At 57.8% G+C, this 16,848-nt stretch carries 14 protein-coding genes; 11 read left to right on the top strand and 3 right to left on the bottom strand.

Annotated elements, in window-relative coordinates; translation table 11 throughout:
- Positions 1–51 precede the first annotated feature (51 nt).
- Positions 52–1,656 (bottom strand): GMC family oxidoreductase, encoded by a 1,605-nt coding sequence (locus GR212_RS29345; RefSeq protein WP_163992195.1) that lies wholly within the window; start codon positions 1,654–1,656, stop codon positions 52–54.
- A gap of 10 nt (positions 1,657–1,666) precedes the next feature.
- Positions 1,667–2,359 (bottom strand): GntR family transcriptional regulator, encoded by a 693-nt coding sequence (locus GR212_RS29350; protein ID WP_163992197.1) that lies wholly within the window; start codon positions 2,357–2,359, stop codon positions 1,667–1,669.
- Positions 2,360–2,527: 168 nt separating this feature from the next.
- Here GR212_RS29350 and lhgO point away from each other — a divergent pair, with 168 nt between their 5' ends.
- Positions 2,528–3,718 (top strand): L-2-hydroxyglutarate oxidase, encoded by a 1,191-nt coding sequence (lhgO, locus tag GR212_RS29355; RefSeq protein ID WP_163992199.1) that lies wholly within the window; start codon positions 2,528–2,530, stop codon positions 3,716–3,718.
- 13 nt (positions 3,719–3,731) lie between these two features.
- Here the strand turns inward: lhgO and GR212_RS29360 are convergent, their stop codons facing one another.
- Positions 3,732–4,628, bottom strand: a complete 897-nt coding sequence (locus GR212_RS29360; RefSeq protein ID WP_163992201.1) for a LysR substrate-binding domain-containing protein — start codon at positions 4,626–4,628, stop codon at positions 3,732–3,734.
- Between the two features lie 72 nt (positions 4,629–4,700).
- Here GR212_RS29360 and GR212_RS29365 point away from each other — a divergent pair, with 72 nt between their 5' ends.
- The 10 genes from GR212_RS29365 (at position 4,701) to GR212_RS29410 (ending at position 16,821) form a co-directional block, all read left to right on the top strand.
- Positions 4,701–5,660: an NAD(P)-dependent oxidoreductase gene (locus tag GR212_RS29365; protein ID WP_204326812.1), complete on the top strand. Its 960-nt coding sequence runs from the start codon at positions 4,701–4,703 to the stop codon at positions 5,658–5,660.
- Positions 5,661–5,680: 20 nt separating this feature from the next.
- Entirely contained in the window at positions 5,681–6,259 is a 579-nt protein-coding gene (locus tag GR212_RS29370) for an amino acid synthesis family protein (protein ID WP_163992203.1), read from the top strand.
- 608 nt (positions 6,260–6,867) lie between these two features.
- Entirely contained in the window at positions 6,868–8,169 is a 1,302-nt protein-coding gene (locus GR212_RS29375) for an ABC transporter substrate-binding protein (protein WP_163992205.1), read from the top strand.
- Positions 8,170–8,316: 147 nt separating this feature from the next.
- The gene (locus GR212_RS29380; RefSeq protein WP_281411088.1) at positions 8,317–9,222 is read left to right on the top strand and encodes a branched-chain amino acid ABC transporter permease; all 906 of its coding nucleotides are present in this window, start codon (positions 8,317–8,319) and stop codon (positions 9,220–9,222) included.
- Positions 9,222–10,982 (top strand): branched-chain amino acid ABC transporter ATP-binding protein/permease, encoded by a 1,761-nt coding sequence (locus tag GR212_RS29385; RefSeq protein WP_163992209.1) that lies wholly within the window; start codon positions 9,222–9,224, stop codon positions 10,980–10,982. The genes GR212_RS29380 and GR212_RS29385 overlap by 1 nt, the downstream gene beginning before the upstream one ends.
- A gap of 11 nt (positions 10,983–10,993) precedes the next feature.
- Positions 10,994–11,746, top strand: a complete 753-nt coding sequence (locus GR212_RS29390; protein WP_163992211.1) for an ABC transporter ATP-binding protein — start codon at positions 10,994–10,996, stop codon at positions 11,744–11,746.
- Positions 11,747–11,817: 71 nt separating this feature from the next.
- On the top strand, positions 11,818–13,254 hold the full coding sequence (locus tag GR212_RS29395) for an NAD-dependent succinate-semialdehyde dehydrogenase (RefSeq protein ID WP_163992213.1): 1,437 nt from the start codon (positions 11,818–11,820) through the stop codon (positions 13,252–13,254).
- 59 nt (positions 13,255–13,313) lie between these two features.
- Positions 13,314–14,102, top strand: coding sequence for an AttM family quorum-quenching N-acyl homoserine lactonase (gene attM / locus GR212_RS29400; RefSeq protein ID WP_163992215.1), 789 nt, complete (start codon positions 13,314–13,316; stop codon positions 14,100–14,102).
- Between the two features lie 63 nt (positions 14,103–14,165).
- Complete coding sequence (locus GR212_RS29405; RefSeq protein ID WP_163992254.1) at positions 14,166–15,752, top strand: GMC family oxidoreductase N-terminal domain-containing protein; 1,587 nt, start codon at positions 14,166–14,168, stop codon at positions 15,750–15,752.
- Positions 15,753–15,807: 55 nt separating this feature from the next.
- Positions 15,808–16,821: a zinc-dependent alcohol dehydrogenase gene (locus GR212_RS29410; protein WP_163992217.1), complete on the top strand. Its 1,014-nt coding sequence runs from the start codon at positions 15,808–15,810 to the stop codon at positions 16,819–16,821.
- The last annotated feature ends 27 nt before the right edge of the window (positions 16,822–16,848 follow it).

Below are 16,848 nucleotides of genomic sequence, written 5' to 3' on the forward strand. Positions count from 1 at the left end.
CTCCTACATATTCTGCCAGCTCAGGTATCGTCTTTGCGCTAACGCACTTACTCATTGACCTGTCTTCAACAAGTCTGCCGTTTTCTCACCGATCATGATCGCAACCGCGTTCAGGTTGCCTGAGGTCATCGCCGGAATGACGGAGGCATCGCAGACCCTCAGGCCGCTGACGCCGCGAACACGCAATTGCGGATCACATGGGTCTCCGTCCCGGGCGCCCATGGCGCACGTAGAGGAAGGATGGTATACGGTGGAGGCTGTGGAGCGGATATAGGCGAGCAATTGTTCATCGCTTTCCGTATCAGGTGCTGGATCCACCTCGCGCTTGACGTGCCTCGCCATCGCAGGGTTGCGCATGATCTTCCGCAGGCGTCTCAGTCCTTCGATCGTCACGCGACGATCGGTTTCCGTTGCAAGATAGTTTCCGAAAATTGCAGGGCGCTGACGGATGTCGGGAGATATCGCATGAACATGCCCACGGCTCTCCGGCCGCAGTTGATAGCAAGTTGCCGTGAAACCGGAGAAGTCATCGAATCTGTCGCCCATCTTGCGAACGGAGAACATGATGAAGAGGCTCTGCATGTCCGGCGTGTCGAGATGATTTTCCGTTCGATAGAAGCAGCCAGCGTAGGCCCCAGCCACGGCAAGCGGACCGGTGCGCTTGAGAGCATATTCGATGCCGATGCCAAGCCGATGGAATACGTTGTTGTAGCGAGCATTCACCGTGTTGCCGGAATTCGATTCATAAACGCATCGTACCTGCAGGTGGTCCTGGAACCGTTCGCCAATGGCTGGCGAATGATGCACGACTGAAACGCCTAGCCGGTTCAACCGGTCGCCATCGCCTATTCCAGACAATTCAAGCAGCTGCGGCGTGGCAATGGCGCCGGTGCTTATGACGACCTCACGCGTTGCGCGGATTTCATGTTCCTGCCCATGGCGCTCGTAGCGAATTCCCACCGCGCGCTTGCCATCGAAAACGATTCTGGTTGCCAGGGCGTGGGTGATGATCTTCAGGTTGCTCCGGCGGCGTGCCTTTCGCAAGTAGCTGGAGGCCGTGCTATAGCGAATGCCGTTCAGCTGAGTGGATTCGTAGTAGCCTGTGCCTTCCTGCGTGCTGCCATTAAAATCCTCATTGTAGGGAAGGCCATCCTGCCGCCAGGCATCGATATAGGCATCGCAAAGTTCGTCGGTACTCTGCGGTAGCGAGATGGGCTGTGGGCCGCTGTCACCCCTGAACTCGTTTCCGCCCGCTGTGCGTCGCTCAGCCTTCCGGAAGTAGGGCAGAATGTCGTCAAAGCTCCAGCCTCGGCATCCGATTTGCGCCCAGTGATCGAAGTCGTCGCGCTGGCCGCGGACATAAAGCAGCCCGTTCACCGCGCTTGAGCCACCCAGTACCTTACCGCGGGGATGATAGATCGTTCGATCGTTCAAGCCGGGCTCCGGCACACCGGAATACATCCAGTTGACAGCGGGATTGCGGAACAGCTTGCCGTAACCGAGCGGCACATGAATCCAGGGATTGCTCTGCTCTCCGCCTGCCTCGATAAGCACTACCTTGATATTGGCATCCTCGGTCAGGCGCGCCGCCAGAACGGCACCCGAAGACCCTCCCCCTATTACGATGTAGTCGGGGTTGCTGCTGTCACTCGCCATGATCTCCTCGCTAGATAATCCCGTAGAGTCGCTTGTAGACATCCAGTGCGGGGCGAATATGCGCCACGGTCACCTCCACAAGACGGTCCACGTCTCCTTCCCTGATTGCAGATATGATCTTCTGATGTTCAATCCGCGAAACACGAGACAGGTTTGTGTCGCTCAGCGCCCTGGAAATGAAGGCCGAGGCGCGCAGCCAGTAGGCGCGCTGCAGTTCGGCCAGCTCGGCATTCAGGCAGCAATCGAACATCGCCAGATGAAAGCGGTCGTTTGCTTCCGCCGCAGCTTCGAAATCCTCCGCGTCAAGTGCCTTTTCATAGGCGCTATTGATTTCCGCGAGGATGTTGGCCAGCTCCTCTGCTCTGGAAAGATCGATGCGCCGCGCGCCTTCGGTCTGCAGCATGACACGAATGTCATAGAGGTCCTTCAGTTCCGCGGCCGATAGGGCGCGGACTTCCACGCCACGGTTGGCCTTGCGCTCGATCAATCCCGCGCGATCAAGCAGCTCGAAGGATTGCCGGATATTGTGGTTGGAAGTGCCAAAGCGCTCGCAGAGCTCACTTTCGACGAGGCGCTGGCGCGGCATGAGTCGCCCGAAAGCGATGTCGAGCCGCAGAATTCGGTAGATTGCCTCCGCTGTCCGGACCGCACTGCCGTCCGGAGCTGTTTCCGGCAGCAGCTCTGCTCCCTTGTTTCTCGGCATCTCCGACTCCCTCTTCGCCGCAGCTATATCGGCGTGCCAGATGGCTGTCAATCTTGGCGATAATATTATAAATCAGAATATGGACAATATTATCGATAATCTGTAGTGAAGTCGGATTAGCAGATTGTCGACTATGATCTTGTGCATGCCACGCCGGGAGGATGTTTGATGAAATATGACCTCGTCGTCATTGGGGGAGGCATCGTTGGTCTTGCGACCGCCTATCAGTTTCAGCAGCGCCGACCAGACGCGCGGATATTGATGCTGGAGAAAGAGATTGCCGTAGCCCGGCATCAGACCGGCAATAACTCGGGTGTGATTCACGCGGGGGTCTACTACGCTCCCGGTTCCCTCAAAGCACAGCTCTGCCGCAAGGGCGCCAGAATGATGAAGGCGTTCTGTGATCGGAGCAGTATCGAATATGAGCAATGCGGAAAGCTCATCGTTGCTACCGATAGCATCGAAAAGCAGAGACTTCAGGGACTACGCGAGCGCGCAACCGCGAACGGCATCCCTTTCTCTGAGGTCAACGGGGATGAACTCAAGATACGCGAGCCGCTGATCCGCGGCGTCGAGGCGCTTTTCTTCCCCGAGTCGGCCATCGTGGATTATAGGCAGGTATCACGGAAGATGGCGGATATCTTCGTTGCGGATGGAGGTGAATTGAGGCTCGGCGCACGGGTAACAGGCATCAACGAGACGGCTGATGGCGTGACAATTCACGCCGGCGACGCCACCTTTCAGGCATATCGTCTTGTTGCCTGCGCTGGCGCCCAATCGGATCGACTTGCCAGGATGGCCGGTCTTAAGACCAATTTCCGCATCATTCCGTTCCGTGGTGAATATTACGAAGTCGACCCAAGCCTGCGCGCCAGGATCAATCACCTGATATACCCTGTTCCGGATCCCGAACTGCCATTCCTCGGGATCCATCTGACCCACGAGGTACGGAACAGGTTGAGCGTCGGGCCGAACGCGGTTCTCGGACTTTCCCGCGAAGGATTGCCCCGATTCTCGTTCAATTTCTCAGACTTCGTCGACATAGTCGGTTACGTCGGCTTCTGGAAATTTCTGAAGGGAAACCTTGCCTCAGGTCTTTCGGAAATGAAGAATTCGTTTTTTACCTCAGTCTACCTTGAGGCCTGCCGGAAATATATGCCGAGCTTGCGCAAAGAGGATTTGGGGCGCCGGAAGGCCGGCGTGCGGGCGCAGGTCGTCATGGATAATGGCGCGATCATGCACGACTTTCTCGTTCTCCAGACGGCGCGGATGATCCACATCTGCAACGCGCCGTCACCGGCAGCCACATCATCACTGGCGATTGCCGACCATATCCTCGATACCTACATGAAGCTGTAGGTAGCCGGCGCGGTCATGGTGCACTTTCCCAGTTCATTTTCGACACATATTTGATGAAACGTTCGGTCTCCGTGCCGAGATTTTCGAAATTTGATCGGACAATCGAGGGCCGTAGGGGAATAGTCCGGCTAATGGGGCGGGTGACGACGTCGGGATAGCCACCCCAGTGGGCGGAATAGGGATCGATGATGGCCAGACCGACGCCGGCATTGACCAGAGAGCACGCATTGTCTGTCTGATGCACCAGACTTACTGCCTTGTGGGAAAGCTTTTCTGCTTTGAAAGCATCCCGCACAAGTTCGCCGAAAGTCAGCTTTTCGGCATGCATGACCATGGGTTCGGCGGCGATATCGGAAAGTTTAACGGTCTCCCCGTCGCAAAGCCGGTGGCCACGGGGCAGGGCGCACACCATCCTGGTTGTGGTTACAGTCTCGCTGATCAGATTTGCATGCTCCAGCGGCTGGACTGACACGGCCACATGAGACTTGCTGCTGAGCAGATCGAATGGCAGCTCTCCCAGCATGCGCGAATGAATGTGCACCGAGACGTCGGGATAGCGCTTGGTAAAGGGCGCGACAGCACGCGCAATGACCATCCTGCTCAAGCATGGGCTGATACTGAGGTGGATGGTGCCATTCAGGTTTCCGGCAAGATTTTCCGCAAACTGGCTGGCGCGCGAAGCGGAATCATAGACGACCTCCACCTGTTCGAAGAGCCGCAACGCCTCCGGTGTAGGGATCAGTTTTCCCTTCGATCGCTTGAAAAGCTGAAGCCCCAATGACGACTCCGTATGGGCCACGATGCGACTGATAGCTGGCTGGGAAACGAAGAGCATCTTCGCGGCATTGGTGATCGAGCCACTGATCATCACGGCACGGAAGACCTCCATTTGGCGGATTTTGAATTTCATTCAGGTCAACTCATAACAACAGATTATGACCTTCGAACATCTTAGCCTTTTTTGCAAGAGCTGCCTCCTGATATGAAGCCGTTCAGCGGAGGATTTGCGGGCGTCGGTCCCGCTGCATTTCATCAGGGAGCCATAATGAAAATCGGTCTGATCGGACTGGGCAATATGGGCTTTCATTTCGGATACCGGCTGCTTGACGCCGGTCTGGATCTGACAGTCTACGATACCAACCAGCCCGTTGTCGAAACGCTGCGAAGCCGCGGTGCCAAGTCTGCCACATCAGGCAAGGATTTGGCGTCGCACGTCGAGATTGTCTTAATGAGCCTGCCGTCGCCGCCCATTGTCAAGGAGGTGGTGCTGTCTGAAAACGGTGTCGGCGCCGGGTCGAGCGTCAAATGCATCGTCGATCTTTCAACCACCGGACCGACGGCATCACGTGCGATCGCTGCCGCTGTTGCAGCGAAGGATATTCGCTTCATCGGTGCGCCCGTCAGTGGTGGGACGGTCGCTGCCGAAAAGGGAACGCTCGCCATTATGGCATCGGGTGACCGAGAGTATTTCGACAAGCTCAAGCCGGTTCTTGATGTTCTCGGTAAGCAGCATTTCTTCCTCGGCGAGGATGCCGGGCTTGGCCAGACAATCAAGGTGATCAACAATACCCTGTGTGCGGTCGCCATGGTCTCCAGCATGGAGGCCCTGGTTTTCGGAACCAAGGCGGGCCTTGATGCGCAGGCTATGCTCGACATTATCAACGTGTCGACAGGCCGTTCATTCGCCACGCAGGAACGTATCCCGCAAACAGTCATCAATCGCAATTTTCCGAACCGATTTGCGACGGAGCTCATGCACAAGGATGTCAAGCTCTGCCTGGAAGAGGCAGAAAACATGGGTGCCACGATGCTCGTCAGTCCCGCGGCGCGGGCATTCCTGTCCTTCGCCATATCCCAGGGTGACGGCCAGAAGGATTTCGCTGAAACCATCAAACATTTCGAACACTGGGCGGGCGCCCAGTTCGGATCGGAACCAAACTGACCAACGAGGAGGTAGTGTCCATGTCGCTAATCAATATTCGCAAGCGTTCACTCAGGATCGATACGATCTATCACGAAGGTGGTCCCAAGCCGGAAAAGCCGTTGAAGATGGGCGCCGCTTATGTCGTCTTGGCAAATCCCTTCGCGGGCCGCTATGCCGAAGATCTGATGCCCTTCATGGCAGAGTTGCGCGGCCTTGGCGAAGACATGACCAGCGAGCTAACCGAAGCACTTGGCGGCAAGGATGCCATCCAGGCTTGGGGCAAAGGCGCCATCGTCGGCGTAAACGGCGAGCTTGAGCACGGCGCTATCTGGCATGAGGCTGGCGGCTGGCCGATGCGTGCTCATCTCGGCGGCAAGTCCATCGTGCCAGCTGCCAAGACTGTGGCTTCTGCAGGCTACCAGCTGCCGGTTCCGCTTTTCAACATCCACGCCAGCTACGTTCGCGGGCACTTCAACAGTATGGACGTCGGTGCATTGGATGCACCTAAGCCAAATGAACTGCTCTACACGATCGTCATGGCAACGGGTGGCCGTATCCATCAGCGCCTGGGCGGTCTGCGTCCCGAAGATATCAGCGTTAATGACGGTCAGCGCTGATACCATAGCGTGAGTGATAAGGGCCCGGTGTTGCCGGAGCTTTCATAATGAGAGGTCAGCGCATCTGTGAGGGTGCGCCGATTTCTTTTGTCATTTTGGCACCGCGGATCGCTCGGGATTGATGATTTTTACCCTATCCGTAGAGATTCATTTCCAAGAGTACCGAATACAAGGATCACGAACTTTTTGCGCACGGTCATTTTTGCTAGCGTGTTTTGCAGTGCAGCAGCGTGGTCTGCCGCGGGAGGAGTACAGGAGATTGGCCAGAAGGTCGGAGGACATGGCCACCGCATCATTCACTGGAGAAGCCTTGCCGGCGCACTTTTCGCGCATGATCGTCTTGTCCGAGTTTTTGATTTTTGCATGGGCATCATGGGTTGCAAGCATATCCAGCCGGCCGATCCTACGCTCCATATGTCATAACCCAGGATCATGACCTGCAGATAGATTGGCATTTTCTTTATGGGGTCGGCTTGGTTAGGAAGAATATTCAAGCGAGGGGCATGCACGGCGACATCGGTAGATGAGGTTGCTTTTGCAAAGACCTAGGGGCGCTTGGGACGAGTGGGAAGACTCGGCTGTTGAAACGAACACCGGAGGAGAACAACATGACTGAATTCAATGACCGCCAGGGACCACTGGGTGCATCGCTTTCGCGTCGCCGCGTGCTGCAGGGCATGGCTGGGGCCGCAATCGTCGGCGCCACCGGCTTTATCGACATGCCAGCTGCGTTTGCTGCAGGAACAAGCGATTTTGCACCGTGGTTCGGACCGGGCGGCAAGGAAGCTGGTGGTGACCTGATCTGGGTCCACGGCCTCAATCTATCCATGACAGGCCAGGGTGCCGATTTCGGTACGTCCATGGAGCGTGGCGCGCGCCTCGCGACTGAGGTCATTACTGCATCCGGCGGTCCGAAGATGTCGATCGCCCTCAACGACCACCAGAGCGGCCTTGTTCCGCCGGCAGTCCAGGGTGTCCGTCGCCTCATCTCTCAGGACAAGATCAACTCGCTGGCCTCATCCTACGGCGCTGCAACGGAAGCAATCTTTCCGCTGACGAACCAGTTCGGCGTGACGACCTTCTGGACCGGCGGCCCGAGCGCAAGTGGTCTCAATCGTCCAAACGTCTTTGTTACAATCGCGCTTTGGGCTGTCGACGCAACAGCCGGCGGCATCGCTTACATGGCCAAGCAGTTCAAGGATGCCAAGCGCCTTGCCATTCTCGGACAAACGGAAAACGGTCTGCCGGCTGTGAACGATATCGCGCCTAAGGCCTGGAAGGAAGCAAGCGGCGGTGACGTTGTCTACAAGGAAGTCATCAATGCTGGCGGTACCGACTTTAGCTCATCGATCAGCCAGATCCGCGCTGCCAAGCCCGATGTCATCTTCACCACGCTTTATGGCAACGACGGCGGCTTCTTCATCAAGCAGGTTCGCGAAGCCGGCATCTCCGCGCCCATCCTGATCATCGACCTTGCGCCATCGGGCGCGCAGATTGCCGGTTCGGCACTTTCGGACAATGTCTATCTGGCAACAGACGGCTATCAGGTGGCCAATCCGAACCCCTATAACCAGGCATTCGTCAAGGCCTACAAGGCCAAACACAACGCTGATCCCGGCTATTTCGAAGCGAACTTCTTCGAATGCACCATGGTGCTCTGGGCTGCGATCCAGCGGGCAATCAAGGATGGCGACACACCGGGCCGCGGTCTCGCACTTGCGAAAGCAATCGAAAAGAATCCGGTATTCCCGTCTCTTTACGGCGGCTCCGCCGACAATGCCGGCGAGATGACCTTCAACAAGGATCACTCGGTCACCAAGCCGATGGGCGTGTTCAAGATCGGCGACGGCGGCGCACTCACGCGCGTTGCTTCGATCATGAAGAACTCGACGGAAGTGCAGCCGGCCTGAGGCCGTGCTGACACGACCTAATATGAATGAATGTCGAGGGTGCTCCAATTTGGAAACGGGGCATCCTTGATGGCTTAACTGACCTGGGACAACGCACCCGGGGGACTTGAGGAGGAATACGAAGATGAGGCACGGATCATGCTGACGATGTCTTCTGCCGATCTGGCAGTGTTGGTCGGGCAGGTGGTTGTTTCGGGCATTCTGCTCGGATTGAACTATATGCTGGTGGCGATCAGCTTCTGGCTCATCTATGCCACGACACGCACTTTCCATCTTGCACACGCGGTCAATTACGCTCTGGCCGGCTATGCAATGGTCATGGTCTGTAATTGGGCGGGCCTGCCTATCTGGCTGGGTCTGCTTGCCGGTATCGCGTTGGCAGTGGCTGCCAGTGTCGCGATGGAGGCGATCGTCTATGCACCATTGCGGGCAAGCGGTGCTTCAGTGCTCGGTGTGTTCCTTGCTTCGCTTGGTATTGCCATCGCCGGACCCAATCTCATCCAGATCATCTTCGGGCCGGAAGCCTTCCGGGTCGCCAATGTTCCCAACTCCATTCTGAATTTCGGTGGCATCACGATCACGGCCCTGCGCCTGACAACAGCTGTCACATCGCTCGTGCTCGCGCTGATCATCCACGTCATGCTGACGCGCAGCAAAATCGGTTTTGCCATCAGCGCCGTACGTTCTAATCCGGCGCTGGCCATGTCAGTCGGCATCTCTCAGGCGCGTGTCTTCCGCATGGTCTTTGCCATCGGCGGCGCATTGATCGGCGTTGCAGGATGCTTCTCGACAATGGATTCTGCCGCCCAGGCGACGATGGGCCTGCAGCCCGTACTGTACGGCCTGATCGGCATCTTTCTCGGTGGCACCGCCACCGCAAGAGGCGCTGCGTTCGGCGGCTTCCTGCTGGGCTTCATTCTGGTACTCAGCGGGCTTTTCCTACCACCCGACTTCGGCGTCATCCTCGTCTTCGCGCTGCTGGCTGCAATCCTTATCTTCCGTCCCGAGGGGCTTCTGCCTGCTCGCTTCGCTGTTGCCGGAGAAGACCACTAATGACCGGTTCCTACTTCGCAGATATCGCAACCCAGGTCCTGTTCCTGGTGATCCTGGCAAATTCGCTCAACCTGCTTCTGGGTGTCGCTGGCCAGATGTCCATGGCAACGGCCGCTTTCTATGGCGTGGGAGCCTATACCTGCGCAATCATGACGGCGACGGGTATAACTTACGGCGGTTCCGAGGCCGTCGGGCCAGGCTGGCCATTCTGGGGTGGCTTCCTCAGCGCGGTCGTCGTTTCCGTCTTTGCCGGCTTCCTCGTCGCATTGCCGGCGGCGCGGCGTGTCCGCGGTGATTATCTCATCCTGCTGACACTCGCTTTCCAGTTTCTATTTAGCACCAGCGCCAATACCTTCGTCAGCCTCACAGGAGGCCCGAACGGAATGGCCATGCCCCCGATGGCGATCGGTGACTTCAGCATCGACACAACAGATCAGGCTCTGGTCTTCTTCGCGGTCGTGGCTGTTCTGAGTGCTCTGTTCTGCTCTTTCGTGGCTCGTTCTCCTTTCGGTCGTCTGCTTCGTGGCATCCGTGAAGACGAAGGCGTCGTTCGCGCGCTTGGAAAGACGACCGTTCTGCCGAAGTCGCTGGCATTCGCACTTGCGGCTGGTATTGCAGGCGGCATCGGCGCCCTTGCAGCCAGCTACATGCAGTTCGTTGCACCGGCGACCTACAATCTCGATTTCGCTGTGCTCGTTGCAGCCTGCGTGGCGCTCGGCGGCCCGGGCAACATCCTGGGCAGCACGGTCGCTGCGATTGTCATCGGCAGCATTCGCCCGGTGCTGCAGAACCTCGGCATGACCAGCACCGCCGCCATTCCGTGGGAAAGCGTCATCTTCGGCCTGTTGCTGGTTCTGGGCATCCGCTTCCGTCCGAAAGGCTTTCTGCCGGAAAACATGCGCTGGTTTGGCGGCAGGACACCTGCTGCTGCCCCTGAAAGTCATGATATGCCTGTCTCGAGCGGCAAGAAGCAGAAGCTATCAAAGATCGTCCCTGAAAATCGCAAGCCAGTCGTTGAAGCTCGGAATCTTTCAAAGCGTTACGGCGGACTGCAGGCAGTCGAAGATTTCTCCATCGATCTCTACAAAGGTGAAATTGTTGCACTCATCGGCCCGAACGGCGCTGGCAAGACGACCATTTTCAACCTGCTGATGGACAACCAGCGCAGCGACACCGGTACCATCAAGCTGAACGGCAATTCGATCTTCGGCCTTGGCACAGCAACGATCGCGAAGACCGGCATGGTGCGTTACTTCCAGGGCGTGCGGGCGTTCGGCAACATGACGGCGCTCGACAACGTGGCGCTTGCCATGCCACATCAGCCCGGCGAAAAGCTGCTCAGGTTGCTGACCAATCCCCTTGCGGCGTGCGCCAAGGAAAAGGAAGTCCGTGCAAAAGCCATGGAACTGCTGGACTTTGTGGGCATAGGTCATCTGGCGAACAGCATCGTCCAGGATCTACCTTTCGGGCAGCAGAAGCTCGTCGCATTTGCCCGGCTGATTGCGACAGGTGCAGAGGTCCTGCTGCTCGACGAACCGGCCTCCGGCGTCGACCCTCGTGCGGCCGAGCAGATCATCGCGCTGGTCCAGCAGCTTGCAGCAAACGGCAAGACCATCTGCATTGTGGAGCACAGCCTCCACATCGTCTCCGAACTGGCCGACCGTGTGGTGTTCATGAACGCCGGCAAGGTGGTAGCCGATGGCTCGATCGACGATGTCACATCGCGTCCCGATCTCGTCGATCTGTACTTCGGAACTTGAGGGAGCAGACCATGGCTACACCGCTTCTCAAGATCGTCAATGAAACCTACAACGCGCAGGCGCACATGCCGACACTCGATGTACAGAACCTCTCCGCCGGCTATGGCAAGCGACAGGTGTTGCGCAATGTCAGCCTGAATGTTCACCCTGGCGAGGTAGTGGCCGTCCTCGGCCATAACGGTGCCGGCAAGTCCACGCTGCTTCGATCCATTCTGGGAACCATTCCGAAGTCGGGCAACGTTACCTTCCAGGGGCGGGATATTTCCCGTGTTCCCTATTACAAGAATGTCGAGGGCGGCATTTCCCATTCGCTGGCCGAAGCACCCGTCTTTGGCGCGCTGGATGTGGAAACCAATCTCAAGCTGGGTGGCTACACGGAGAATGCAAGGGAACTGCCCGCGCTGATGGAGGAAGTCTATACGACTTTTCCAAAGTTGCGCGAACGCCAGAAGCAAGCCTCCGGTACGCTCAGCGGTGGCGAGCGCCGGATGTTGGCAGTCGGCATGGCGATGATGAGCCGGCCAAGCCTCATGCTGCTGGACGAACCCTCGATCGGGCTCGCCCCGCAGACCGCGCACCAGATTCTTGCAGTGATCAACAAGCTCTGCAAGGAGCGGCAGATGGCAGCCATCATCGTCGACCAGAGCGTGCGCTCGACACTACGCGTGGCGGATCGGGTCTATTACCTGCGCATGGGTGAGATTTTGCTCACCGAAGATTCCGAGGCGGCGCGCAAGCGCGAGCACTTCTGGGATCTTTTCTGAAGCCCCCGAGGTCGGACCATAAGCGTTACGAGCCGGATCTCAAGCCGGTCACCAATCGAGAAGGAAATGAAATGTATCCCAAGATTCAGCTCTACATTGACGGTCGTTTCCGCGACGCGTCCAACGGCCAGATGATCGAGGTCATCAATCCTGCAACCGGCGAAGTCATCGGCGGCGCGTCGATAGCGACGAAATCGGACATGGATGAGGCGCTGGCCAGCGCGGAGGCTGGTTTCAAGCTCTGGCGTTCGACCTCCGCCTATGATCGCTGCAAGCTGATCCGCAAGGCTGCTGACATCATCCGCGAACGGATGGATGAGATAGCCGCCATCCTGACCACAGAGCAGGGAAAGCCCTTGGCGGAATCAAAGCTCGAGCTCGGTCTTTCCGTCGACATTCTGGATTGGTGTGCCGAAGAAGGTCGTCGGGCCTACGGTCGAGTCATTCCATCGCGCGGCCCCACCATCCAGCAGCTCGTCGTGCATGAGCCCGTGGGCCCGGTAGCCGCCTTTACACCCTGGAACTTCCCGGTCAGTCAGTTGATCCGTAAGGTGGGTGCAGCCCTTGCTGCCGGTTGCTCCATCGTCGTCAAGGCGGCGGAAGAGACCCCGGGTTCGCCGGTCGCTGTCGTCAAGGCATTCCATGATGCAGGCGTGCCAAAGGGCGTGCTCGGTCTGCTCTTCGGCGTGCCGGCGGACATTTCGTCCTATCTGGTGCCTAACCCCATTATCAGGAAGATCTCCTTCACCGGTTCGGTGCCCGTCGGCAAGCATCTGGCTGCGATGGCCGGAACCTACATGAAGCCGGCTACGATGGAACTGGGCGGTCATGCGCCGGTCTTTGTCTTCGATGACGTGGATGTCGGCAAGACGGCTGCGACATTGGTGACCTCGAAATATCGTAATGCGGGTCAGGTCTGTGTCTCGCCGACACGCTTCCTCGTGCATGAGAATGTCTACGATGAATTTCTGGACAAGTTTGTCGCCGGTGCGCGCAGCGTTGTGGTCGGCAATGGCCTGCATGCGGATACCCGGATGGGGCCACTGGTCAATGAGAAGAGGGTAACGGCTGTCGATACGCTGGTGCAGGACGCGGTGAAGGGCGGCGCGGAGTTGCTGACGGGCGGCCGGCGCATCTCCAATGCCGGCAGCTTCTATGAGCCGACTGTGCTTGCCAATGTGACCACAGAAATGCGTGCAATGAACGAGGAGCCGTTCGGCCCCGTTGCGCTTGTCCGCCGCTTCAGCGGCATTGACGAGGTCATTGAAGAGGCCAATCGTCTTCCCTTCGGCCTTGCGAGCTACGCATTCGCACGTTCGACCAAGACGATAAGCACGCTTGCGCGGGAAGTATCCGTCGGCATGATGACCATCAATCACCTGGGCATTGGGCTGCCGGAAACGCATTTCGGCGGCGTACGCGACAGCGGCTACGGTTCGGAGGGTGGCCCCGAGGCTGTCGAGGCCTATCTCGTTGCGAAGTTCCTGACGCAGGACACCGCTGCTTGATGACAAATCCGGGCGATGGCTACGTCGCTCATCACCATATTGGCTGGGAGGACTTGCCGATGACCGATATCAGACTCTACCTTTTCCAGACTGGCCACATTCGTCAGCAGGAAGTCGACATTAAGATGGGAGCGAGCCAGGACGAGTTCATCACTCCTATTCCCTGGTTCCTGATCACACATCCCAAGGGCAACATCATCATCGACGGCGGCACGCCGGTCGAGGCGGCAATAGACCCGCACAAGCATTGGGGGACGGTCGCAGAGCGCTATTTCCCGCTGATGAAGGAGGAGGACGGCTGCCTCAACCGCTTCGTGGAGGCGGGCTTCGATCCGAAGAGCGTGCGTTATGTGCTTCATTCGCATCTGCATATCGACCACACTGGCGCGCTCGGACATTTTCCGAACGCAACTTATATCGTCCAGCGCCGGGAATACGAGTTTGCCTATGCGCCAGACTGGTTTTCCAGGGGGGCCTATGTGAAGGCGGATTTTGACCGGCCTGGGCTGAAGTGGCACTTCCTTGAAGGCCAAGATCATGATGGCTTCGATCTTTACGGCGATGGCACGGTGAAGTTCTATTTCACACCGGGCCATTCGCCGGGCCATCAGTCCTTCCTTCTCAACTTGCCAAATTCGGGTGCCTATGTGCTGACGATCGATGCCGCATACACCATGGATCACTGGAACGAGAAATGCCTGCCGGGTTCGATGACGAGTGCGATTGAGGTTGCCCGTTCGGTTCAGAAGCTGCGTATGATCGCTGATGTCAACGATGCCACGATCATCACCGGCCATGATCCAGACATGTGGCCGACATTGAAGAAGTTCCCGGAATATTATGGCTGACGCATGGACTGGCCCTGACGCTCACCGGCGGCCGGGCCATCCCGCAGGCATTAAAGGAATGCAATAGTGAGCGATACCATCATTGTGGGAGCCGGTACAGCAGGCTGTGTTCTTGCGAACCGCTTGAGCGAAAGCTCCAGTCACCAGGTGACTCTGCTGGAGGCCGGCCCGCCAGACAACAGCATGTGGATTCCGATTCCCGTCGGCTTCACGAAGCTCATGGGCAACCGGACCTATAACTGGTGTTTCCAGACCGAACCCGAGCCCTACACGCTCGATCGTCCCATTCCCATCCCTCGCGGGCGCACCCTTGGCGGGTCCAGTGCGATCAACGGCATGCTCATAGTCCGTGGCCAGCCGCTGGATTACAACACCTGGGCCCAGCTCGGCAATCGCGGCTGGTCATGGGAAGACGTGCTGCCTTATTTCCGCAAGTTCGAGACCTATCAGGATGGCGGCGATAAAACGCGCGGCCATGACGGACCCTTGAACGTTCACAAGGTCGGCTTCCGCAACGAGTTGACGGATGCTTATCTCAAGGCGACACGGAATGAAGGTTTCCCTTTCAACGACGATTATAACAACGGCGAGCAGGAAGGTTTCGGGTATCTGCAGATCAACCAGAAGGAGGGGAGGCGCGTCTCGGCCGCAAATGCCTACCTCGATCCGATCCGCAAGCGCCAGAACCTCTGCATCGAGACAGACGCGCACGTCACACGGCTCATCATGGACGGCACACGCTGCGTCGGAGTCGAATTTCGCCAGCGTGGCCAACTTCGCGAACTGCGGGCAAAACGCGTCATCCTCGCCGCCGGGGCGATCCAGTCACCGCAAATCCTCGAACTTTCGGGGATCGGCAATCCTAAGGTGCTTTCCGATGCGGGCGTCAAGGTGATCCATGCGCTTCCGGGCGTCGGCGAGAATTTGCGAGACCACTACACACCACGGATGAACTGGCGTGTGAAAAAGAAGGTCACCTTTAACGAACGTGCCCACGGGCTGCCGCTCGCCTGGGAAGTTGCAAGGTATTATCTGCAGAAAAAGGGGCTTCTCATAGCGCCGAGCGCCGTCATCTTCGGCTTTGTGAAGTCGCGCCCCGACCTTGAAACGCCTGACATCCAGTATCACTACAATCTGGGCAGCTATGCCAATCACGCGCGGCGCACACTCGATCATGATCCGGGCATGACCATGTCCGTCTATCAGTTGCGCCCGCAATCGGCAGGGTCTGTGCACATCGGTGGTGGTAATCCGTTGGCCGCACCGAAAATCCGTCCAAACTTTCTGGCGGAAGAGGAGGATCGTGTCAGTCTGGTCGAGGGCATGAAAATCGCCCGCCGGATCGTCAACAATCCCGCGCTTGATGCATATCGGGCCTACGAGATGAATCCTGGCAAGGAGGTGAACACCGACCAGGAATGGCTCGATTTTGCTCGGCGAAACGGACAGACATCCTTTCATCTTGGAGGGTCATGCAAGATGGGTCAGGATGCCATGGCTGTCGTCGACAGCAATCTCAAGGTTCATGGTCTCGACGGCCTTTACGTCGTGGATGCCTCCATCATGCCGACGATGGTGTCCGGAAACACGAACGCGGCAACCTTCATGATCGCCGAAAAGGCGTCAGACCATCTTCGTACGGCGGCTTGAGTCCACAGGCGAGGCTTCCATCTGGAAGACTTACCTTTCTGGGGAGAAATTCACAATGCGATCGGTGCTGTTGAAGGACAAGCCGGGCCCGGGACATGTGCGGAGGGCCGAGTTACCGGATGCTCCGGTGCCAGGCAACGACGAGGTACAAATCCGGCTGATCTTTGCCGGCATGTGCCATACCGATCTCGCAATGATCAATGGCGAGATTGGACCCGAGCGCGGGTATTTTCCAACGTTTCCGATCGTGCTTGGTCATGAATTTCTCGGTCGCGTCATCGCCCGCGGGGATAATGTGGAGAATGTTTCGGTCGGCGACCGTGTTATCGGCGGCTGTCATCTGACCTGCGGCAGTTGCAAGTGGTGTCTCAGCCGCCGCTCGATGCTGTGCGAGCGCAAAAAGGTCCTCGGTCTCGATACCGATGGCATTTTCGCCGAAGTCTTCAACCTTCCCGCTGCCGTGGTGGTGCCTGTTACCAATGGTGTGACCGACAGGCTCGCCGCTCTGGCGGAGCCTTTCGCCGTGTCGGCACATGCTGTCGAGCTTGCCGCTCCGGAGGTTGGAGAACGGATTGCCATTATCGGCCCCGGATCAATCGGCCAATTGACGGTCGGCGCGCTGAAGGGGTATGACGTCGCAGTTTTCGGAACGAAATCGGATGCCCTGCAGCTGCAGCGCTGTCTTCAGCTCGGTGCACGCGAGGTTTACGACGAGAGCAGTGCGATCGAACGAATGTATGGGACATTCGACGTGGTTATCGAAGCGGCCGGTGCCACCGTCGCGGTCAGCGAGGGTGTGCGACTGCTTGGCAGGGGAGGGCGGCTCATCTGTCTTGGCCTGCCCGCAGACGATGCAACCTTCTCGTCTGCCGAACTGGCGCTTTCGGAGAAGACGATCATCGGGGCGCGTGCCTACGATCGCGGAACGTGGAAGAATATCCCCGGAATGCTGGCCGAGGCGCCAGACCTCGAAGAGACCGTCAGCCATGTGCTGCATTTCGACAGATATCTGGAAGCGCTTGATCTCATCAGGAGCCGCTCTGCATCGAAAATATTGCTGCACTTCTAGTTTCTCGGACCTGCTTTCAAAGAGTAT

Origin of the sequence: Martinezella lusitana (assembly GCF_010668395.1) — a bacterium.
GTDB lineage: Bacteria > Pseudomonadota > Alphaproteobacteria > Rhizobiales > Rhizobiaceae > Rhizobium > Rhizobium lusitanum_A.